Raw genomic sequence first — 19,230 nt, 5'->3', positions numbered from 1 at the left:
CAATTGTTCAAGAACTGCGAGACCTGTTCATATACGCTGCCCGACTGCCGTCTGTTCGACGAACTTGGGACCCCCGAGAACTCAACAGCGCAACTCGGAGAGTGAGGTTCAAGTCATGAGCGACAGTAAGACCCTACTGCAACCCAGCGATTGTGCTCTCCTGCTGATCGATCAGCAGGCGGGCCTCGCATTCGGCGTCGGATCGATCGACCGTCAGGCGCTTCTCAACAACACGATTGCGCTCGCGCGGACCGCCAAGGTGTTTGGGTTACCGATTGTCGCATCAACGTCGGCCTCCAAGGTCTACAGCGGTCCGTTAATGGCGGCAATTCGGGAGGTTCTTCCGGATATCCACCCCATCGAGCGCCGGAATATGAACTTGTGGGAAGACGACGCGGCTCGAACAGCGGTCCTTCAAACAGGCAAGCGAAGGCTGATCGTTTCTGGCCTTCTGACCGAAGCCTGCGTCTCGTTTCTGGTACTTTCAGCGCTTCAGGAGGGCTTTGACGTTTTTGTGGTTGGCGACGCGTGCGGTGGTCTCACTCCCGTGAGTCATGATCTCGCCTTGCGACGCATGAGCGACGCAGGCGCACATATGACGTCATGGATCCAGGTTCTTCTGGAATTTCAGCGGGACTGGACGCGTCGGGAAACTTACGACGGAGCTCGATCTATCGTGGAAACCCATGGCGGCGGGTACGGAATTGGCCTCGCATATGCGCGAGACATGATCCATCCTTCGCCCTAGGTGGTGCAGCCTCGCTTCCAGCCGATCCCCTGCACCTTGCGATCCTTCGTTGCGCCAGAGCGAAAGGATGCGATTTGCCACAGCAAAGCACATGACAAAGATTGACGAAAATCAAACGCAGAGCGCGTCGCCCTGGATCGCGTTCCGACACAAGGCGTTTACGGTGGTTTGGATCGCGACCGTCGTCGCCAATGTCGGCACCTGGATGTACAACGCGGCATCCGGATGGCTGATGACGAGCCTCAATCCGGATCCACTCACGGTCTCCCTGGTCCAGGTCGCGAGCAGCCTTCCGATGTTCCTGTTCGCGCTACCGGCCGGCGCGCTGGCGGATACCGTCGACAGGCGCCGCTTTCTCATCGGATCGGAAATCCTGCTCACCGTCGTCGCGACGGTGAGCGCGGTTCTGGTCTGGCTCGACCTGATCAATCCGTCGATCCTGCTGTTGTTCACATTCCTCCTCGGTGCGGGCTCGGCTTTCACCGCGCCCGCATGGCAATCAATCGTGCCGCAGCTCGTCCCGAAGCAAGACCTGGCTGCGGCAGTGGCGACCAACGGCGTCGGTGTCAATATCAGCAGGGCAATCGGACCGGCGCTCGGTGGCATCGTGATCGGCGTACTAGGCATCGCGGCGCCGTTCTGGATCAACGCATTGAGCAACTTCGCCGTGATCGGCGCCCTGCTCTGGTGGCGCCCACCGACATCGCAAGGAAGCAGCCTTCCGCCGGAACGCCTGACCGGAGCCCTCGTGATCGGCTTTCGGCATGCGCGATACAACCTCGATCTGCGCGCGACTCTCATACGAGCGGTGGCGTTCTTCTTCTTCGCCAGCGCATATTGGGCTCTGCTCCCGCTCGTCGCGCGCAATCAGATCGCGGGCGGTCCCGAACTCTACGGCATTCTGCTCGGCGCGATCGGCATCGGTGCCGTCGGCGGCGCATTTGCGCTGCCATGGCTGAAGGCGGTTCTAGGACCCGACCGGCTCGTCTCGGCCGGCACGCTCGGCACGGCCGCCTGCCTGGTCCTGCTCGGTGTCGCACGTTATTCCGCGATCGGCTTCGCGGCCTGCCTCCTCGCAGGCATGTCATGGATCGCCGTTCTCGCGAGCCTCAACGTCTCGGTTCAGATGTCCCTGCCCGATTGGGTGCGCGGGCGGGGGCTTGCCATGTTCGTGACCGTGTTCTTCGGCGCGATGACCGCCGGCAGCGCGCTGTGGGGGCAGCTTGCCTCGGCATTCGGCCTGCCCGCGGCGCACTTCATCGCGGCCGCCGGAGCGGTAGCGGGTATCGCGCTGACCTGGCGCTGGAAGCTGCAGGGCGGCCAGGGGGTGGACCTCGCGCCCTCCATGCATTGGCCGGCCCCCGTGCTGGCGGTCGACGCGGATGCCGACCGCGGGCCGGTACTGATCACGGTCGAATATCAGATCAATCCGGAGAAGCGTGACGGTTTCCTCGCCGCAATCCGAGACCTGGGCCAGCAACGCCAGCGGGACGGCGCCTATTCGTGGGACGTCTTTGAGGATGCCGCGGCGAGCGGGCGCTTCCTGGAAACGTTCATGGTGGCCTCTTGGCTTGAGCATCTCCGACAGCATCAGCGCGTGACGAACGCAGACAAGGTCGTTCAGGATGCTATCCGCGAGTTTGGCGCTGCGGGCGAGCCCAAGGTGACCCACTTCATAGCGGCCCGCCTCGCGTCCGATTGAGTCGCGCCGGTAGGAAGCGGGCGGCACCATCGGCATCGCATCAATCGACTGGAGCACGTCGATCCGACCACTGGCCTTTGATAATGAGACGCCGGAGGAAAAGGCCGTCACCGCTTCCCGAAAAATTTTAGCTTCCGCTCAATCCATCATGGGCTCAATTTGAGCTAGGTCTTGCCAATGCGATCGAGGCGGATAATGAGTGTCCGCTTTGCGCCATAACCTGCCCTCCCCGCCAGGTCGCAGTTTGACCCAACCAGACTTCATTAAGCTCGATGGCTGCGCGCTCCCTGGGAAGAGGCCAAGGCGCTGCAACGCCCGCTGCCGAACGGCGCACTCAAGATCGTCGCAAGGAGCGAGAAGGAAGACCCTGCGCTGGCCGCCTAGCTTTTGCACAGGCCAGCGGAACAGGTGGAAAAGCGCCAGCTCTTGCGATCTTGAATCGCTGGCTGTGCTAGCCGCTCGGACTGAGGGAGGAATGTAAAGGCTTCGTCCCCGCAGGAGCCATTTCGGTGCTGATGACGAAGGAGACAAGACCACCGACGATCCGGACGCTGCGCGGCTGGGCGATCTCCGTGTTGAACGAAGCCGGCGCTATCCGCGAGTGCGAGACGCACGGCTGGATGCAAGATCGGGCCGATCCACATGCGCATGAGCGCGCGTTCGATATCGTCCGCCAGGATCCGCCGACCGGCGTGTCGCCCCAGACGGCCATCGCGGAGGTTCGCCATGCCCTCGACGGCATTGGCGACGCTTGCCCCGAGTGTCTCTCGAAGGAGGACTAGGAGTTAGCGCGCATCTGGCGGGTTGTTCACTCAAGGAGCACTACGCCGACTTCCGCTGCGACTTGGCCGCAGGCTTCTTAGCCGCCGCCACCTTGGGCTTCTTGCCCTCGATCGGCATCAGCATTTCCTTCTGCCCGCTCGACGCCTTGCGCGGCTTTTTGGCGAGCTTGGCGCCTTTCGCCGGCGCGGCCTCGCGCCCGACACTTCTGCGCAGCGCCTCCATCAGGTCGACCACGTTCTCACCCTTCGGCCGCTCCTTCGGCACGATCGGCTTACCAGCGCGTTTTTGTTTGATGAGATCGATCAAAGCGATTTCGTACTGGTCCTCGAACTTCTCAGGCTCGAAGCGTCCGGACTTTTGGCTCACGATGTGCTTGGCGAGATCCAGCATGTCCTTCGTGATTTTGACGTCCTGGATCTCGTCGAAGTGATATTCCGACTTACCTGAGGTCGGAATATCGTGGAGAAATATGCCGAGACCTAAGTGTCTCTACATACACACGAATGTTTGAGCACTAGTAATACAACTGCGCAAGCACGACGGGGTGTTCGTGAGGGGGTAGAACGTCTCGAGGATCGTTAGATCCGGACATATGCAAAGGGCGGCCGAAAGGCCGCCCTTCTCATTTCAGCAACCTCATCCGCTTAATGCGTCGGATCGCTCTTGCGCTGACTCGCGTTTTGCCGGCTCCATCTGCGTGAGGTTCCCGCAAGCGTAGCCCGGATGCCCCACAACCTCCATCCGGGCCACTCGCTCCTCACCGCTCATCATTGGCCACCGCATTGCAGCGTGCCCGTCTCGCAGCTCGCCTCGCCGCCTTCCTCGCAACCCAGCGCGCGCGAAACTGCTTTGCGGCACGAAAGGTTCGTGGTGCCACGACCTGAAATGCCATTGAGGCTATTCCGGCGACCATTCCTTTCACCACGTCGAAAGCGAAATCGGGTCCAAAATACTCCCACATGACCCTGCCTCCTTCTCGCGAAGGCTCCGCCGGGCGGAATGGGCAGATTGCGAACATGAAAAAGCCCCGTCCGTCACCGGCGGGGCCTCGGGAAAATTTCTGTGCGCCTTGTTCAGCGCACGCGAAATCTCTCGGTACACCCGCTCATGGTGGACTCGATGAACCAGCTGCAAAGCATGGCCGTGCGATAAAAAACGCCCATAGCGATCACCCAGAAATTTCGAAGAACGAAGGCGCCAGATGCGCAAGGCCAAACGCGCGCACGAGGGGCCGGTTGGCGGCAGATAAACAGACTGGACGGCCGCCGTCTGTGGAGCAATTCACAATTGCGGTATGACTTTTTTGGGGCGCGCTGCGGTTAGCTCGTAGGATGGGTTGAGCACTTGCGAAACCCATCATTCGATCGCGGCAATCGATGGGTTTCGCTACGCTCTACCCATCCTACGTGATCCAAATTACGGTGACAGTGCACTAAATTCACTCGCTCCGTCCCGCCGATCTGCGGCTTCGGCTCGCGCTTGGTGGGCGGCGTCAATTAAGTGTACTGTCGCCGTAATCGCAGATTGGTTCCGGCTTCGATGCTCATCAATGCTCTACCGCCGAAATAGCCTTTGCGGTCGAGCTCTTCCCTCCTAAACTCCCAACCCACCGGCATGGGTTCCGACGGGCCCGGTAGAAGCGGAGTCAAGTTATGCCCAAACCGGAGAGCTTCCCGATCGAGAAGATCTTCGTTCCCACGAAGCAGAAGAAAGCTATCAAGCCCGAGATCGTCGGGGAGATCGCGGAAAGTATTCTGGACATCGGACAACAGGCCCCCATTTCCGTTCGGCTCGACGGAGACCGCCTCGTTCTGGTCGAGGGACTGCATCGGCTCGAAGCCTGCAAGGCGCTCGGTGAGACAACCATTATCGGTGTCCTGGTCCCGGCCGAGCTTGCTCAACACAAGCCGCGGCTGTCCGAAGGACCCGAAGTCGAGGCAGAGCGCATCAAGATGGCGCGATTGAAAAAGCTGCGCCTCGAGAAGGAAGCCGCAGAGGCATCGACTGCTGCCTTGAAGGGCGTCAACGCAACGGAAGCGCCACGCCCCCGTCCGGCGAAAGGCGTCCGCGGCAATCCGAAGGCATCACTGGACCGGACTGCGGAATCGACACGGAAAACATTGTCGGACTGGATCACGCAGCAAAAGGGCAACGGCGGCCGCTATTGATTGTCGGCTCCAGAATTTCTGCGACTACAGTGACAGTGCACTTAACCGGCCCATCAACTTAGATTGAATGCACTGTCACCGCCACCAAGCCCGGCGCAACCGGTTACTCGGTGGCCGCTGCGCCAAGACCGGCTAGTAGCAAGGGGGGTAAGGTTCGTAGCCGCAGCGGCGATAGCCACCGTAGGCTCCGTAAGCCCCGTAAGCAGCAGCACCAACCGCAGCAGCTCCGACGCCCACGGCAACTCCACGGCGCACGGCTGCACCACGATAGACGCCACCGCGATAGACACCGCCGTGATAAACACCAGCGCGACCAACCCCAACGCCTCTTCGATACGCGAAGGCGTCCGTCGAAACGGTCACGATGCAGGCGATGCCAATGATGACGGATGCGGTAAGTGAAACGATGGTTCGGCGCGACATGACCACACTCCCTCCTGGACTGGAACGGTTCGTCAACGTAAGTCGCCAATGAATGGGTTTGTTGATTTAGAACAATGCGGGCCGCGATCTGGCTGCCGAGGTCATGACGGGACAGTGAAGCTGTCACGCTTACCTTCATCGGCATCAGCGAGAACCACACCGATTTCGGCTATGTACCTGACTTGCGCGACGCAAGGCTCAACCCGTCCTACCCGCTCCCCACAAGACCCATGCCAAGAAAAAGCAGTCGCCTCGTCCCCCGCCTTCGCAGCCTCCGGCGGGGCACTCGGTGGGTGCGCAAGACGTTCGCGCGCGCACCGCGCACGGTTCGGATCGCCGGCATCGCGGCGATCTTGCTTGCGGCTATCGCGATTCTGAACATCGCCTATCACGTCATCCGCAAGCCGACCGAGCTGTTTGTCCTTGTCGGCGACGCCCTCGACAAGCAGCCGGCCGGGACCTGGCGGCAATACGGGCCGCTCTTCCGCACCTATTCCACCGCGACGATCACGCCCGAATTGCTGGCCGCGCTGGCGCAGGTCGAGAGTTCTGGCAATCCGGTGGCGCGCACTTACTGGCGCTGGCGATTGAGCCTCAATCCACTCGCGATCTACCGGCCCGCCTCCAGCGCCGTCGGCCTCTTCCAGATGACCGATCCGGCCCTGGCTGAAGCCGCGCGGTTCTGTGTCCGCGGCAACACGGTCACGGAGACCGGCTGCGGTTCTACCTTCCTCTACATCCGCGCGATCCCGAGCCACGCCATCGAGCTGGCGTCGGCGTATCTGGATCGCCAGGTGGCCATGGTCCTCAGCCTCGCGGGCGATGTGAAGGCAACCGCACAGCAGAAGCAGGATCTGGCCGCCTTCATCCATCTCTGCGGCGCGGGTCCCGCCACCGCCTTTGCGCGCCGCAAGTTTCAGATGGTGGCCGGCGCGCGCTGCGGCGATCACCTCGTCGCGGGCTATGTCGCGAGGGTCAATGCGATGAAGCGGCAGTTTCTGCGGCTGGCGGCGGATGGCGACGGTTAGTCCGTAGACGGTTAGTCCGTAGGATGGGTAGAGCCCTTGCGAAACCCATCATTCCACGACGGCTATTGATGGGTTTCGCTTCGCTCTACCCATCCTACGAACTGCGAACTATTCACCACCAGTACGGCCACCGCCATCCCTCATAGCGAACATACGACGACACCATCGGCGGGCCGTAGGGATCGACCCGGTCGTCTTCGGGGCGATAACGATAGCGGGGAATGACATTGTAATCCCACGGCGTTGGCCTCAGGACGGGCGCCGTGACGATGAGCCTCTCTTGCGGTGCACGAACGACTTGCGCCTTCCGCGCCCGGGCTTCAGCGCCTGATATCCCGAGGTTGCACAGCACCAGCGCCGTTCCGAGAGCGCACACGACGGCTATTTTCTTCATGCGTTGGTCTCCTTGCGACGAGAGTGCAAAAGGACTCAAGGCAAGGCAAGCGAATTCGCTCTCGACCTGCATGAATGACGCTCTCGGCCCTGGCGGATTTCGGCTGCCGCTCACGAGGCCTGAAGAGGTGGGTTTCACAACCTGCGGCGCCTGGCAGGTTGCGAAACAAGCCGCGCTCCACTGCTCGCCCGGCCAGCGAAGCCGGACTTGTCCCGCCGAAGCTCCGCGAGCGAAGGCGGAAGCGATACCCATCATTCGGCATGACGGGTTTCGCCGGGGGGCCCAACCTGTCCCACGTTCGACGTGCCGTTGGGTCCCGTCAGTGCCTGGACTTCAGTCCCCTCTGGACTTCAGTACGCTCGCTTTGTGCTCGTGCCGGTGGTCGGCCGCGTGCTCGCGCCGGTCGTTTGGCCTGGAGCGGCGTTCGTCGCGGCGGGGCTGGTGGTCTTCGAGGCCTTCGCGTGGCGCATCGCGTGACGCTTCTTATGTCCGGGAGCGTAGCTGGAAGCGCCCGGCTCGCCTGTCTTGGACCCCATTTGCTGCATCTCCTGACCTGGCGCCTTGCTCGACACACCCTGAGCAAACACGGCTGGTGCTGTCGCCATGACAACGGCAGCAGAGAGCGCAATGATCTTTGCTTTCATGTCGTCCTCCTCTCAACATGCCCTCCTAATGCAACGAAATGAACCAGCGCCCGTTCCCCTGAACGGTTGTTCATCGTGACAACAGCCCTGCTCAACCCATCGCTTTCGCCGCCGCAACGGGACGATGGACCTTTCGAAGCGGATCATGCCGCGAGACAAAACCGGATCACGAGGATTCGATCAGCATCGGTGAACCGAGCTCTTCGAAATGAAAGAGCTGAAAGACCCGCTGGCCGTTGAAGTCGAGCACTCTCAAATCATCGGTCTCGTGCAGATTGCTTTCGACCGCGTGAAAGTGCCCGCCGTAGCGCTCCCTGGCGAGCGACAAGGGAACCTCGAACGCGACGAACTTGCCAATACCTTTTTGCCTGAGCACCCCAAGGAGCTTTTGGTCGTTCAGGGATTGGTGCGAGGTGAGAATGAGCAGCGGACCGCTCGCGGTGAGCAGCAGAAGCGATTTCATCGGATCCTCCTTTGCGCCCCCGCCCTACCTGATCTTCGCCAGGCACTCCTTCAGGCGCTCCAGCTCCGTCCGAACTTGTGCCTCCATGGCGTCTTGCAATGCGAGTATGCCCCTGCTGGACAGTTCTGCAGAGGCCTTTTTGTCCAGATTCTGCTTCCAATCCCGGATGCCCTGCCTGGTCGCCCTTTGCGCCTCCGACGTCGTCTTGACGTACTCCTTCATGCAGGCGTCGGCCATCGCGCATGTCTGGCACTCCTGGGCGGCGGCCGGACTTGAAAGAAGCAGGGCGAGTATCGCGGTGGGGACCCTCATGGCGCTTCCTCCCCCGACAGCATAGCACGTCGCAGGGATTCCTGGGGGAGCACGGCTGTTTCAGCAACCGTGGCCCGCCATAATTTCTCCTTCGCACGCGCGTTGTGTTGGACAAATGTGAGGCCTATCCTTCCGACGATCGGACTGCCGCACTCCCATGAACGCCCGACCGGATGGAGCGCGCATCGATGCCTGAAGCGAACGACCCCAAACCTGATGTCCAGAAGCCCGATGCCCACAAGCCGGGCGAGGTGCGCGCCGATGGCGGACTGGCGCGGGCCTACGACCAGATCAAGAGCGCCAATGAAGACCTTGCGCGGCTGGACCGGCTGGTTTCCGGAATGGAACACGGCGGCGAGGCCCTGCGGACCTCGCAAGCCAGCGCCGGTACGACAGCAGCCGAGCCCCCTAAGGACAAGGCGCCGGATCGCAACGTTCGCGATCAAGGCCTGAAAGGAGATCGGACCATGCTGCGCGCTTTGGTTGGCCTCGTGCTGGCGATCGGCATTCTCGGTGCCGCCTTCGCTTCGCAATACCGCGATGAGGCCAGGTCGATCAGCAAGTCGATCATGGCGCGATGGGCTCCGCCGGCCAGTCAGCCCCGGCAAACGGCCGCGGTTGAAACTCCGGCGCGGCCGACGGCACTGCATCTGGCGGCGGCGGATGAACCAAGTCCGGTGCCCGCACCGCCGCCCGGCAAGGAAACGCAAGGCGCTCCAACACCTGGTGCTCCAACTCCTGGCGTTCCAAGTCCTGGCGCCACACCGCCTGACCAGTCATCGTCCGATCTTGCGCAATCGCTCAAGACCATCACGAGCGAGCTTGCGAACATCAACGGTAAGCTCGAGCAGCTGAAAAGCCGCAACGAGCAGACGCAGCGCGAGCAGGCCGACACCATTCAACAGCTCAAGGCGGCGCGGGAGAAGGATGCGGCCGACAATGCGCGCCTCGCCGCGCAGGTCCAGGCGCTGCAAACGCAACTGACGGCTTCGTCCACGCCTGCGGCCGCGAAACCCGTCGTGCGGAGCGTGGTGAACAACGATACGGCCGCGCCTGCACGGCCGCACATGCAGGCGGCCGCACCTCGGCGGCCCAGGCCGCCGCCGCGCGGCCCCTGGATGCCGCCGCCCTATATGGCCGACCCTTACGGCGATCCGGATTGGTAGGCCGTTAGGGCGGCTGAGCGGCGGCTCGCAGGACGGGCGAGCGCAGGCGCTCGACCCATCCTGCGAACGACGCTCTACGCCCGCCTCACCGGACCTCGCACACCGACACCTTGGCCGCGATCCCGGTCAGCTCGCGCTCTGGCATTGCAAGCTCCTCATCCGGATCGGGGGCCTCGCCGACCGAGACGTCCTTCATGCGACGCTTGACCTCTTCGCATGTCCTGCGGACGTCTTCCGTGAACAGCGCGCATTCCTCGATGCGCTTGAAGATCTTCCGCCCCTCTTCACGATACCCCGCCGCCGTTTCGCGCATGAAGGCAATGGCATCGTGGACCTGGGCTGTCAGCGCCTCGCATTTTTGCGCGGCGTCGATCAGCTCGGCGCCCATGGCCTCGATCTCCTTTGCAGCGGACTCATAGTCGCGAACCACCGCCTCTGCACTGAGCGCGCCGACCCGCGTGACCCCCTCGGTGTGCTCGACGTAATCAGGAAGAGCAATTGAAGCGATCGAGCTTCCCGCGCGGACCGATGCAATGTCCGCCTCGAGTTGGACCAGGTTCACCCCGTCCCGTCTGCGCAATTGTTCAACACTTGCCATGATCAGTCCCTCCCAATACATGACCCCGAACCCCAAACGGCGATCAGTGTATTCCGTGGGTAAGCGGCCTCCTAACCCGATCTGCCGTTGACAGCCTCAGCTCTGCCATTTTTTCCCAATTTCGGGCGCGGCACGCAGCGATGATCGATGTCATCGGCGCTCAACCTGTCCTAGTTGCGGTTCGCGTGGCGGGCTCGTGGACCCGTGAGCGGTTCGCGGCGGGCTGCGAGCCCTCAGCCGTTGCACCTGCCGACCGTGCCATCATACCCTGTCTTGCCCGACGGGTCAAATTCACTTCGGTATTTCAGAACCATTGAAATCGCTGGCAATTTCTACTGTGCATGGGGTTGTTTTCGACATTTTTGCCGGGAGCGCGCTCAATCGCCTCTCAGGCTCAGAATGTAGCTCGACAGCGCCTCGGCCTGCTCCGGCGAGATCACCAGATTGGGCATGTTCTGGTGGCTGGTCCGCCAGAACACCTTGAGCGACAGCGCGGTCGTTCCTTTCCGATCGGCGATGGCCTGGAAGCTCGGAGCCAGGTCGAAGAATCCGGCCATGTGCGGCTCCACGGCGTGGCACGTCTGGCACCACGCCTGCGCCAGGCGATGTCCTTCCTCTGCCGTGCGTGAGGAAGGCCTCGATGCCCCCGCGGCCGTGTGGACGACGCTGAACAGAAACAGCAACGACAACAGGATCAGGATGCCGAGGCCGATATAGATTCGAACGCTGCGCGACATGGTTTCACCTCGCCCTTGCTGCGTAACTCGAAGCGTAGGTCGGTGCGAGCGGACCAGGTTGACCTGCATCAAGAGAGCGGATCGCGGCAGGGCAGCTCCCTCAGCACGCCACAAGGTCGGTGTGGCCAAATCCCTTGGAATAGTCGAGCAGCGAGATCACCGTCGGCGTCAGCGCGATCAGGCGAACCTCGGACGGTTTCGGCACGGCGAGGCCGGTGGCCTTCTGTTCCGGATAGCGTGCCATCAGCAGGCCGATCGCCTTCTCGGCTTCGGCCGGATCGGTCAGGATTCGGGCCCGCGCCGCCATGGACACGCCGGTGATCTCCATCACCTGCGCCGGGTCGTCATCGATCGCAAGCGAGACCCGATCGTCTCGCGACAGGTTTTGCGCCTTCTGGCTGTCGATGCCGCACAGGAAATAGATGGTGAAGCCTTCGTTCGCGTAGCCGACGGTGGTCACCTGCGGCCAGCCGTCCGGCCGCAGCGTCGCGATCCGCATGGTACGGTGCTGGTCCAGCAAGGTCTGGATCTTTCGTCTGATCAGATCGTCCATCGCGCCCTCCGCAGATCTTCCTCGAGAAGGATAGTGAGCGGCTCGCGCAATGGGGTTGATGCACCTCAAGTCACAGCGGCCGGCATTGACGGAATCATGGACTCACGGGATGGGTGACGCGATGCCCATCGCGAAGATGACGGACATCGCATACGCTTGCGCCCATTCCACGATCGGGGAGATATCACCATGAACGGCAACCGCTATTACGGCGTCCGCGTCGAGGGCGCGAAATACGGCGTCGGCTTCGGCTCGGCGCTCGCCATCGCGATCTCCTACACAAACAACCATTCGATCCTGTGGGCGATCATCCACGGCATCCTGGGCTGGCTCTACGTCATCTTCGTCGCGCTGTTTCGGTGACATCGCACCGGCAGGCAGCCGCCTGCCCGCGCACGCCCCAGCTTTCCCTTGCATTCTCCGGTTCCGCCCCTACGGTGCGCCGCGCAACGCCACCCGAGACGAGACCTGCCATGCCCGACGCCATGAAATGCCCGAACTGCCAGTCGGAGCACGCCTATCAGGACCGCGATCTCTGGGTCTGCCCGGAATGCGCCCATGAATGGAGCGCTACGGCCGGCGCTGCGGCGGATGCGCCGCAGGAGGCGGGCGTGCGCGATGCCCATGGCAATCTGCTGACTGATGGCGACAGCGTCATCGTGATGAAGGACCTCAAGGTCAAGGGCTCATCCTCGGTCGTCAAGGGCGGCACCAAGGTCCGCAACATCCGACTCCAGGATGCCACCGACGGCCACAACATCGCCTGCAAGATCGACGGCATCGGCGCGATGAATTTGAAGTCGGAGTTCGTGAAGAAGGCCTAGCGCTACGCGCCCAGCAGCGCGTCATATCCCTTCGCGCTGAACGCCAGCAAACAAAACCCGTGCCCGAACGGATCGGCCAGCATCGCGATCCGTCCATACGGCGCATCGCGCGCGGGCGCCTCGAGCACGGCACCGGCGCGCACCGCGCGCGCGACGGCGGCATCGACATCGTCAACGACGACGTCGACATGCAGCGGCGTCCAGTGCCGCTCGTAGCGGCGGCGGTCGCTGCCGGCGCCCAACGTGCCGGCCTGCTTGGTCAGCAGGTACACCGGCGCCGGCCAGCCCAACAGCTCGACGAAGTCGGCGCCGAAGCGGCGGCCGACCGTCAGCCCGAACGCTTCGGTATAGAAATTCGTGGCGGCGGCGACGTCGGGAACATCGATGTTGAGCAGCAAGGTCATGGCGGGCTCGTCACGTTACGGCGTGCCCGGAAGCGTAGCCCGAATGGAGCATCGCGCAATCCGGGATAGTGCCGCACATCCTGCCCCGGATTTCGCTTGCGCTCCATTCGGCTTGTGCAGACGCGTTCACCGCTGCCGTTGCGCCAGATAAAACCCGCACAGCACCGTCACGAGGCCCGCAGTCTGCAACATCGTCGGCGGCTCGCCGAGCAGGAGCCAGCCGGTGAGCAGCGTCAGCGCCGGCACGCAGGCCGGGAACACCGCCGCGCGGGCGACGCCGAGCCGCTGGACCGAGACGGCAAAAAGATAGAGCGCGGCAGGACCCGCGAGCACGCCCTGCGCCAGCGCCTGGATCGCATTCTCCGTCACGCCGATCGCAGCGACGCGGGCGGGCCCGCCGGTCAGGAGATAGGCCGGCAGCAATAGCAGCGACAGCACGTTGATGACGAGCGCCGCCGACACGGCGGAAACGCGCCAGTGGCGCAGCAGCGCGCCAAAGCCCGCGAACATCAATCCGGTCAGCACGAAGATCAGATCGCCCTGCACGCCGTCGGCGCCGATATGGCCGATCGATTCGGCGCCGATCACGCCGAGACCGCCGACGATGACGATGGCACCGGCAAGGCGCGAGGCGGAGATCTTCTCTTTGAGGAACATGGCGGCGAGCAGCAGGCCGCCGAGCGTCGCGGAGGACGGCTGGGATCACGCTGCCATGGCCGAGCGGCACGAACAGGAAGCCGGTGTAGGAGATCAGCGACATCACGGGGCCGCCAAGCACCATCAGCGCAAGGCCCCTGCCCCAGCCGATACCGCAGAGATCGGAGATCCCGGCGCGGGCTACCAGCGGCAGGAACACGATGCCCGACCAGACGTAGCGATGCACCAGCAGATCGACCGGCGTGAAGCCGACCTTCAGCCCGTGCCGCGTGCCGGCAAAGCCGAGCGCCCAGAACAGCGCCGCCGACAGGCCGCAGACGACGCCGAGAAGCGCCGGTGCCGCGTCGTTCTTCTGAATGAGAGCGTCAGCGCCGCTCGTCCGCTGATCCATCGGCAAGGCTTATGTCAGCGCATTCATCCGCTCAACCCACGCGGCCGCAGGTCTGGCACGCGGCGGAGAGGCGAAGATTCCCGCAGCAGCCTCACCGAACACCATCCGCCATCCCTTGCGCGCGTCCATGTATTCGCGCACCTCGCGGATGCGGCCACGGTGGCGATACGCTCGGCGTCACGCGATGAACACGTCTTCCAGGCACCGGGGTGTCGCCAAATCGCGACTATCAGAAAAACCCGGGGCTGAGATCGAGGCCGTAGGTCAGGCTCAGCACGAACACGAACAACGCGGCGGCCGCGAACAGCGCAAGATGCCTGATGATGAACTCACGCGGCGAGGTGCCGGCAACAACGGCTTTTTGCGCAACGGGCATGAAACGGCCTCCAGTATGATTCCAGAATTGGCCGCTCAATATGCGGCGCGCGCATCAGGCGCCGCGATCTCCGAAACAAGTATTAAGGAGATCACACTCGTCTTGAACCGCCGTACACAATGAACCATCGCGCGATTCTTTTGCGGCGCCGGCTTCTCGATCCGCGCACGCACGACGAAAACGCGCTGGTCCCGCCCGCAAAGAAAAACCGCGCTCCTGCAGGAGCGCGGTTCCAACGTGACGCGGAAAATTCTGAAACCCGACGGTTGCGAATTCATGCACGCGACAGCGGCACGATGCGCACGCACCGTGCCTGTCGCATGAAGCTTAGCGGGCGCTGCCCACGGTCGCGGTCTTCAGCTTGCGCGGCGACAGAACGCTGGCCTGAAGCGCCGTCACGCTGGTGGCGGGCGCCAAGGCCTGCTGCTCGACATGCGCGGCACCGAGCACGCGAACCTGCAACGGGGAGACCGGGAAACCGTTGGCCTCATAGGCCGGCAGCTCGGCGGCGAAGGTGGCAGTCGAGCCCGCGATCGTGAGGGCGGCGACTGCGATCGACAGAGTCTTCTTGTTCATTGATGATGCTCCAGGAGGAAGTTTCGGAGCTCATCTAAACCTGATTTGCTGCATTGCGACATGCGCCGCTGCATTGCAACAACGCGCTTGGCGCATGGCGATATGTTTAATGCGCACAAGGCCTTGGCCGAATCCCCGCCGGCCGCGACATGGCGCCTTTATAGGCGCTGCTCAGCCACCGAGCACATTGCCCCAGCCGTCGAAGACATAGGCCTTCCAGGCCACGGTTCCATCGTCGCGCGGCCGGCTGGCCCGCCGATAATCATCCGCCTGTTCGGCGGTCCAGGTGATGATCCTGTCGGAGAGAAGATCGTGCAGGATGGCGGGCTCGGTGGGGTCGAAGGCGTCCATGGGACGAAGCGAGGAATGCGTCATGGCCGCACCAACGCGCAAGCCGCCGCAAGGTTGCAGCGAAAACACCGCGTCCAGACGATGCGCACAGACGAGCCTACCCGGCCCTGTGAGAGGGGGCGCATCATGATCGTCACGAAGCGCGGGTCGGCCGCCCGCACGCCTCGCGCCTCAGCATGACGGATGATTTTATTTCAGCGCGGTCGCCAGCGATTGCAGCTTCGCAACGAGATTGGTGCCGAGCGCGTAGATGATCTCGATGATCGCAAGCGCGATCCCCGCTGCGATCAGGCCGTATTCGATCGCGGTGGCGCCGGATTCATCGGCGGCAAAGTCGGCCAACAGGCATTTCAATTTCAAAACTCGTGTCCTTCCCAGCGAATACCGGACGTTACCGGTGCGAGAGAGATGCCAGACCTCAATCCAAGATTGAGTAAATTCAGCCGGCTCAATTTGACGACAATGAACGCAGCATTTGCAGGCCATTTCCCGCTCCAAAGCCCCACGAAGCCACAATGGAACTCGCGTTGCATCTTCGCAACACCCGCCGGAAAAGCCCGTTTTCAGCCATTTGCGCCATTGCGCCGCCACACCGTCCTCCGAACAATCGACGCGCTGCGTGCCTTTCTGTGCAAGACTGTTCGACGAGACGCGTTCGAACAGAACCGTTTGGAGGCAGGGATCATGGACGATCGGCGGTCTCTTCTGGTGGCAGTCGCATGCCCCTCGGCCGTCATGGCCGGCTGGCTGGCGCTCTCTCTGTCCGCCTATGCCCCTGCCCTCATCGAGAACAGCGGCGCCAATGCAGCAACCGTCTCACGCGCAAAGGATCTCGGCCGCCTCGACCTCGCCGACGTCCCGCGCGCTGCGACCATCGAAGATGGCATCGCCCTGACCGCCGACATCGCCGCAGCGGTGGCTCAAGCCCCTGAGCCGGCAAGCGCTGAAGCAGCAGTGCTCGAAGTGCCCGCCCCCGCCATCAAGCTCGCCTCGGCCGATCCCGCGCTGATCTTGCCGAGCACGTCGCCCGCGCCGCAGATCTTGCCCGAGCCGGCGCCCGTCGTCAGCGAGGCCGTACCGGTGCAGGAGCCCGTCAAGCTCGCATCCGCCGATCCCACCGAGATCGTGGCGACCGACGCGCTGTCGCCCGCGGCGATCGCGACCGGGCCGGCCGCAACCGAGAGCAAGGCCTCGCCGTCCGCCGACACCGTTGCCGTGCTCGACGAATGCTTCGTGATGGATGCGTGCATCGACCGCTATCTCTGGGCGCTCTACCAGCGCACTCCCAAGGAGGATTCGATCAAGGTCGAGGAGCGCCGCGCCGTCACCGTCAAGCGCAGGGGCAAGATGGTCACAGTGATGCGCAGCTTCACGAAGCTGGTCGACGAGGACTTCGGCTGGAAGGATCCGAAGGCGGCCGAGCACGCCGGCATGTCGATGATGGATTACGTCATCGGCGGCATGGACAAGAGTTTTAAGCGCAAGCTGTTCCGCACGCTGCTCGCGGCGGAAGCCGCCGGCCTCTCGCCGGGGATCACCAGCGCGTTCCGCGACGACTATCGCCAGTCGATCGCGAGCGGCCTGAAGGCCGCCTCAGACCGCTCCTATCATGGCGGCAGCACGCGCGGCGGCTACGGCCACGGCATGGCCGCCGACATCGTCTCGACCGCCGGCAACAACCGCGCGCAGCGCTGGGTCTCGACCGAGGTGCTGTGGAAATGGGTCGATGCCAACGGCAAGGCGCTCGGCATCGGCCGGCCCTATCTCGGCCGCGATCCGCCGCATGTCGGCCCGGTCGACGGCGCGGAATATGTCTCGAAGCGTGGCTCGGCAGACCGCAGGGAAGCCGCCAACGCCAGGCCGAAGAAGATGCGGGCCATGGCCAGCGCCAAGCCGCCAAAGGCACAGGCCGCGCGTGAGAAGGCGAAGCCGCAGAAGTCGGCGCAATCGGCCGGCAAGCGGGCGACCTGAACCGTTACGGCTTCCGCGTCGGCAGCGGCACGAGACGCATCTCGGCTGATCCCGCTTCCTGCGTACGCACCAGCACGGCAAAGATGGTCTCGACCGCGAGCCGCACCGCCGCCTCCATCGCCTTTCCCTTGGCGAGATGCGCCGCGATCAGGCCGGAGAGGAGATCGCCGGTGCCATAGGGGCGGATCGGCAGGCGCGGCGTCGCAAAGCGCGACAATTGCCCGTCGGCGCAGAGGATCGTCTCCACCTGCCCGTCCGGCGTATCCGCGAGTGTGCAACCGGTGGCGACGACGTCGATGCGGCCGGTCCCCGCCAGCGCTGCGCACGCCGCACGCAAGTCCTGAGCGTCCGCGATCGTGATGCCCGAGAGCAGCTCGAGCTCGAACTGGTTCGGCGTGGTCAGGTTCGCCGCCGGCAGCAGGCGGTGCCGCACCACGTCCAGAATGCCGTCGGCGACATAGACGCGGCCGTCGTCCCCGATCACGGGATCGCAGAGATAGACGAGCTTGGAATTGCGGTTCAAGGCGCGCTCGACGAAATCGGCGACAACGGCGGCATTGCCGGGCGAGCCGAGATAGCCGGTGACGAGCACCGCGGCCTCGTCGACGAGATCGCGCTCCTCCACGCCTTTCAGGAGATCGGCGACGAGCTCGGTCTCCAGCACCCGCCCGCGCAGGCTCGGATAGCGTGGATGGTTCGACAGCAACGTCGTCGGCACCGCCGCGACGTTCACGCCCTCCGCCTGCATGGCATAGTACCCACTTTTCTTGGAACGTGAGTCGTGATTCAAGGTCGGGATGATACCCGAAGCAAGAGAAGTCCACCTTTCGAGGAAAGATCGCAAGGTGCTTGAGGCGTGCTGTCGCTCACCGGTGACGTTGCAGCGCGATTTGAAGCGGGCGCGGATAGTTCTGTTGGCGGCGGATGGGCGCAGCACCCGGTCGATCGCCAAGGAAGTTGGGGTCCAGCCGCGGATTGTCAGCCTTTGGCGGCATCGCTATGCCGACCATGGCCTTGAAGGGCTGCAAGACAAGCCGCGGCCTGGCAAGCAGCCGATCTATACGAAGACGACCGACAAGCGGATTCTGAAGCTGCTGGATAAGCCGCCACCGCAAGGGTTTGCGCGCTGGACCGGCCCCCTGCTGGCCGAGGCGCTGGGCGATGTCGATGTCCAATATGTCTGGCGGTTCCTGCGCAGCCACAAGATTGACCTGGTGGCTCGCAAGTCCTGGTGCGAGAGCAACGACCCGAACTTTACGGCCAAAGCCGCCGATGTTGTCGGCCTCTATGTCGCGCCGCCGGCGAAGGCCATTGTGCTGTGCGTGGACGAGAAGCCCTCGATCCAGGCTTTGGAGCGAGCGCAGGGTTATCTGAAGTTGCCCAATGGCCGCGCCTTAACCGGCCAAAGCCACGATTACAAGCGGCATGGCACCACAACATTGTTTGCGGCGCTCGAAGTCGCCACCGGAAAGATCATCGCGACCCATTCAAAACGCCGGCGCCGCGTCGAGTTTCTCGATTTCATGAACAGCGTCACCGCGACTTTTCCGAACCGCAAGCTTCACGTCATCCTCGACAACCTCAACACCCATAAAAAGAACGAGGACTGGCTCAAGGCCCACCCCAACGTGCAATTTCATTTCACGCCGACAAGTGCGTCATGGCTCAATCAGGTCGAAGTATGGTTTTCCATCTTGCAGGGGCAGTCGCTCAGCGGCACCTCCTTCACGAGCCTCAAGCAGCTTCAGGAACACATCGATGCCTACGTCAACGCATACAACGACAGAGCCGAGCCCTTCGTCTGGACCAAGAAAAAGGTCCGTCAACGCCGTTTCAAAGGCCGCCGTATCACTCAGCTCTGATTCCGGGTAATAGGCGGCCGCGCTGTTGCCGACATGGCCGTGGACCACCTGGCTTTGAATGGAGATGACGAGCATAGGGCGGTCCGTAAGGTCAAATGC

The 19,230-nt window shown here is 63.1% G+C and carries 25 protein-coding genes and 3 pseudogenes; 12 read left to right on the top strand and 16 right to left on the bottom strand.

Features of this window, described 5'->3' with window-relative positions; all coding sequences use genetic code 11:
• Positions 1-115 precede the first annotated feature (115 nt).
• From BJA_RS21155 to BJA_RS21145, 4 genes and pseudogenes are all read left to right on the top strand, one after another.
• A complete protein-coding gene (locus BJA_RS21155; protein ID WP_038966831.1) occupies positions 116-748 on the top strand; it encodes a hydrolase in 633 nt (210 codons plus the stop codon).
• 91 nt (positions 749-839) lie between these two features.
• On the top strand, positions 840-2,450 hold the full coding sequence (locus BJA_RS21150) for an MFS transporter (RefSeq protein ID WP_038966830.1): 1,611 nt from the start codon (positions 840-842) through the stop codon (positions 2,448-2,450).
• 273 nt (positions 2,451-2,723) lie between these two features.
• Positions 2,724-2,834: pseudogene (locus BJA_RS43125) on the top strand (SOS response-associated peptidase); the annotation flags it as partial.
• Between the two features lie 125 nt (positions 2,835-2,959).
• Positions 2,960-3,232 carry a hypothetical protein gene (locus BJA_RS21145; RefSeq protein WP_038966829.1) on the top strand — a complete coding sequence of 91 codons (273 nt, stop codon included), beginning with the start codon at positions 2,960-2,962 and terminating at the stop codon, positions 3,230-3,232.
• Positions 3,233-3,272: 40 nt separating this feature from the next.
• On the opposite strand, the pseudogene BJA_RS21140 reads toward BJA_RS21145, so the two are convergent.
• A pseudogene (locus BJA_RS21140) lies at positions 3,273-3,662 on the bottom strand (Ku protein); the annotation flags it as partial.
• 1,223 nt (positions 3,663-4,885) lie between these two features.
• Between BJA_RS21140 and BJA_RS21135 the strand changes: the two are divergent.
• Both BJA_RS21135 and BJA_RS21130 read left to right on the top strand, forming a co-directional pair.
• Positions 4,886-5,401 carry a ParB N-terminal domain-containing protein gene (locus BJA_RS21135; protein WP_011087020.1) on the top strand — a complete coding sequence of 172 codons (516 nt, stop codon included), beginning with the start codon at positions 4,886-4,888 and terminating at the stop codon, positions 5,399-5,401.
• A gap of 653 nt (positions 5,402-6,054) precedes the next feature.
• Positions 6,055-6,852 (top strand): transglycosylase SLT domain-containing protein, encoded by a 798-nt coding sequence (locus BJA_RS21130; RefSeq protein ID WP_011087019.1) that lies wholly within the window; start codon positions 6,055-6,057, stop codon positions 6,850-6,852.
• 112 nt (positions 6,853-6,964) lie between these two features.
• Here BJA_RS21130 and BJA_RS21125 read toward each other — a convergent pair whose 3' ends face one another.
• The 4 genes from BJA_RS21125 to BJA_RS21110 form a co-directional block, all read right to left on the bottom strand.
• Complete coding sequence (locus tag BJA_RS21125; protein WP_063921618.1) at positions 6,965-7,246, bottom strand: hypothetical protein; 282 nt, start codon at positions 7,244-7,246, stop codon at positions 6,965-6,967.
• Positions 7,247-7,596: 350 nt separating this feature from the next.
• Positions 7,597-7,890, bottom strand: a complete 294-nt coding sequence (locus BJA_RS21120; RefSeq protein ID WP_133415016.1) for a hypothetical protein — start codon at positions 7,888-7,890, stop codon at positions 7,597-7,599.
• Between the two features lie 166 nt (positions 7,891-8,056).
• Positions 8,057-8,353 (bottom strand): hypothetical protein, encoded by a 297-nt coding sequence (locus tag BJA_RS21115; protein WP_028171212.1) that lies wholly within the window; start codon positions 8,351-8,353, stop codon positions 8,057-8,059.
• Positions 8,354-8,377: 24 nt separating this feature from the next.
• Positions 8,378-8,665 (bottom strand): hypothetical protein, encoded by a 288-nt coding sequence (locus tag BJA_RS21110; RefSeq protein WP_011087017.1) that lies wholly within the window; start codon positions 8,663-8,665, stop codon positions 8,378-8,380.
• Positions 8,666-8,853: 188 nt separating this feature from the next.
• On the opposite strand from BJA_RS21110, the gene BJA_RS21105 reads away from it, so the two are divergent.
• A complete protein-coding gene (locus BJA_RS21105) occupies positions 8,854-9,831 on the top strand; it encodes a hypothetical protein (protein ID WP_162494088.1) in 978 nt (325 codons plus the stop codon).
• A gap of 85 nt (positions 9,832-9,916) precedes the next feature.
• Here BJA_RS21105 and BJA_RS21100 read toward each other — a convergent pair whose 3' ends face one another.
• The 3 genes from BJA_RS21100 to BJA_RS21090 all read right to left on the bottom strand — a co-directional run bounded on the left by BJA_RS21100 (position 9,917) and on the right by BJA_RS21090 (position 11,719).
• On the bottom strand, positions 9,917-10,429 hold the full coding sequence (locus BJA_RS21100) for a hypothetical protein (protein WP_028171210.1): 513 nt from the start codon (positions 10,427-10,429) through the stop codon (positions 9,917-9,919).
• 377 nt (positions 10,430-10,806) lie between these two features.
• A complete protein-coding gene (locus BJA_RS21095; RefSeq protein ID WP_038966827.1) occupies positions 10,807-11,166 on the bottom strand; it encodes a c-type cytochrome in 360 nt (119 codons plus the stop codon).
• A gap of 100 nt (positions 11,167-11,266) precedes the next feature.
• A complete protein-coding gene (locus BJA_RS21090) occupies positions 11,267-11,719 on the bottom strand; it encodes a pyridoxamine 5'-phosphate oxidase family protein (RefSeq protein ID WP_011087013.1) in 453 nt (150 codons plus the stop codon).
• Between the two features lie 189 nt (positions 11,720-11,908).
• Between BJA_RS21090 and BJA_RS42340 the strand changes: the two genes are divergently transcribed.
• Both BJA_RS42340 and BJA_RS21085 read left to right on the top strand, forming a co-directional pair.
• Positions 11,909-12,082, top strand: a complete 174-nt coding sequence (locus BJA_RS42340) for a hypothetical protein (RefSeq protein WP_018644642.1) — start codon at positions 11,909-11,911, stop codon at positions 12,080-12,082.
• 110 nt (positions 12,083-12,192) lie between these two features.
• A complete protein-coding gene (locus BJA_RS21085) occupies positions 12,193-12,543 on the top strand; it encodes a zinc ribbon domain-containing protein YjdM (RefSeq protein ID WP_038966826.1) in 351 nt (116 codons plus the stop codon).
• 2 nt (positions 12,544-12,545) lie between these two features.
• Here the strand turns inward: BJA_RS21085 and BJA_RS21080 are convergent, their stop codons facing one another.
• Both BJA_RS21080 and BJA_RS43120 read right to left on the bottom strand, forming a co-directional pair.
• On the bottom strand, positions 12,546-12,947 hold the full coding sequence (locus BJA_RS21080) for a VOC family protein (protein ID WP_011087011.1): 402 nt from the start codon (positions 12,945-12,947) through the stop codon (positions 12,546-12,548).
• A gap of 126 nt (positions 12,948-13,073) precedes the next feature.
• Complete coding sequence (locus BJA_RS43120) at positions 13,074-13,604, bottom strand: EamA family transporter (RefSeq protein ID WP_011087010.1); 531 nt, start codon at positions 13,602-13,604, stop codon at positions 13,074-13,076.
• A gap of 55 nt (positions 13,605-13,659) precedes the next feature.
• Here BJA_RS43120 and BJA_RS43115 point away from each other — a divergent pair, with 55 nt between their 5' ends.
• Complete coding sequence (locus tag BJA_RS43115) at positions 13,660-14,244, top strand: hypothetical protein (protein ID WP_244423856.1); 585 nt, start codon at positions 13,660-13,662, stop codon at positions 14,242-14,244.
• Here BJA_RS43115 and BJA_RS42335 read toward each other — a convergent pair.
• From BJA_RS42335 to BJA_RS21060, 4 genes are all read right to left on the bottom strand, one after another.
• Entirely contained in the window at positions 14,225-14,371 is a 147-nt protein-coding gene (locus BJA_RS42335; protein WP_165448154.1) for a hypothetical protein, read from the bottom strand. The genes BJA_RS43115 and BJA_RS42335 overlap by 20 nt on opposite strands.
• 327 nt (positions 14,372-14,698) lie before the next feature.
• On the bottom strand, positions 14,699-14,947 hold the full coding sequence (locus BJA_RS21070; RefSeq protein WP_011087009.1) for a hypothetical protein: 249 nt from the start codon (positions 14,945-14,947) through the stop codon (positions 14,699-14,701).
• A gap of 171 nt (positions 14,948-15,118) precedes the next feature.
• Positions 15,119-15,322, bottom strand: coding sequence for a hypothetical protein (locus tag BJA_RS21065; protein WP_028171201.1), 204 nt, complete (start codon positions 15,320-15,322; stop codon positions 15,119-15,121).
• Positions 15,323-15,487: 165 nt separating this feature from the next.
• Complete coding sequence (locus BJA_RS21060; protein WP_027542544.1) at positions 15,488-15,652, bottom strand: Flp family type IVb pilin; 165 nt, start codon at positions 15,650-15,652, stop codon at positions 15,488-15,490.
• Positions 15,653-15,982: 330 nt separating this feature from the next.
• Between BJA_RS21060 and BJA_RS21055 the strand changes: the two genes are divergently transcribed.
• Positions 15,983-17,269, top strand: coding sequence for a hypothetical protein (locus tag BJA_RS21055; protein ID WP_038966823.1), 1,287 nt, complete (start codon positions 15,983-15,985; stop codon positions 17,267-17,269).
• A gap of 4 nt (positions 17,270-17,273) precedes the next feature.
• Here the strand turns inward: BJA_RS21055 and pdxY are convergent, their stop codons facing one another.
• Positions 17,274-18,071, bottom strand: coding sequence for a pyridoxal kinase (pdxY, locus tag BJA_RS21050; RefSeq protein ID WP_063921617.1), 798 nt, complete (start codon positions 18,069-18,071; stop codon positions 17,274-17,276).
• Here pdxY and BJA_RS21045 point away from each other — a divergent pair.
• Positions 18,067-19,131, top strand: a complete 1,065-nt coding sequence (locus BJA_RS21045; RefSeq protein WP_011084514.1) for an IS630-like element ISRj1 family transposase — start codon at positions 18,067-18,069, stop codon at positions 19,129-19,131. The two genes, pdxY and BJA_RS21045, sit on opposite strands and share 5 nt — an antisense overlap.
• Here BJA_RS21045 and BJA_RS44030 read toward each other — a convergent pair.
• A pseudogene (locus BJA_RS44030) lies at positions 19,093-19,206 on the bottom strand (pyridoxal kinase); the annotation flags it as partial. The gene BJA_RS21045 and the pseudogene BJA_RS44030 overlap by 39 nt on opposite strands.
• Positions 19,207-19,230: the final 24 nt, after the last annotated feature.

Source organism: Bradyrhizobium diazoefficiens USDA 110 (assembly GCF_000011365.1).
In the GTDB taxonomy this organism is placed as follows: domain Bacteria; phylum Pseudomonadota; class Alphaproteobacteria; order Rhizobiales; family Xanthobacteraceae; genus Bradyrhizobium; species Bradyrhizobium diazoefficiens.
This window is presented reverse-complemented; position numbering and strand designations above follow the sequence as displayed.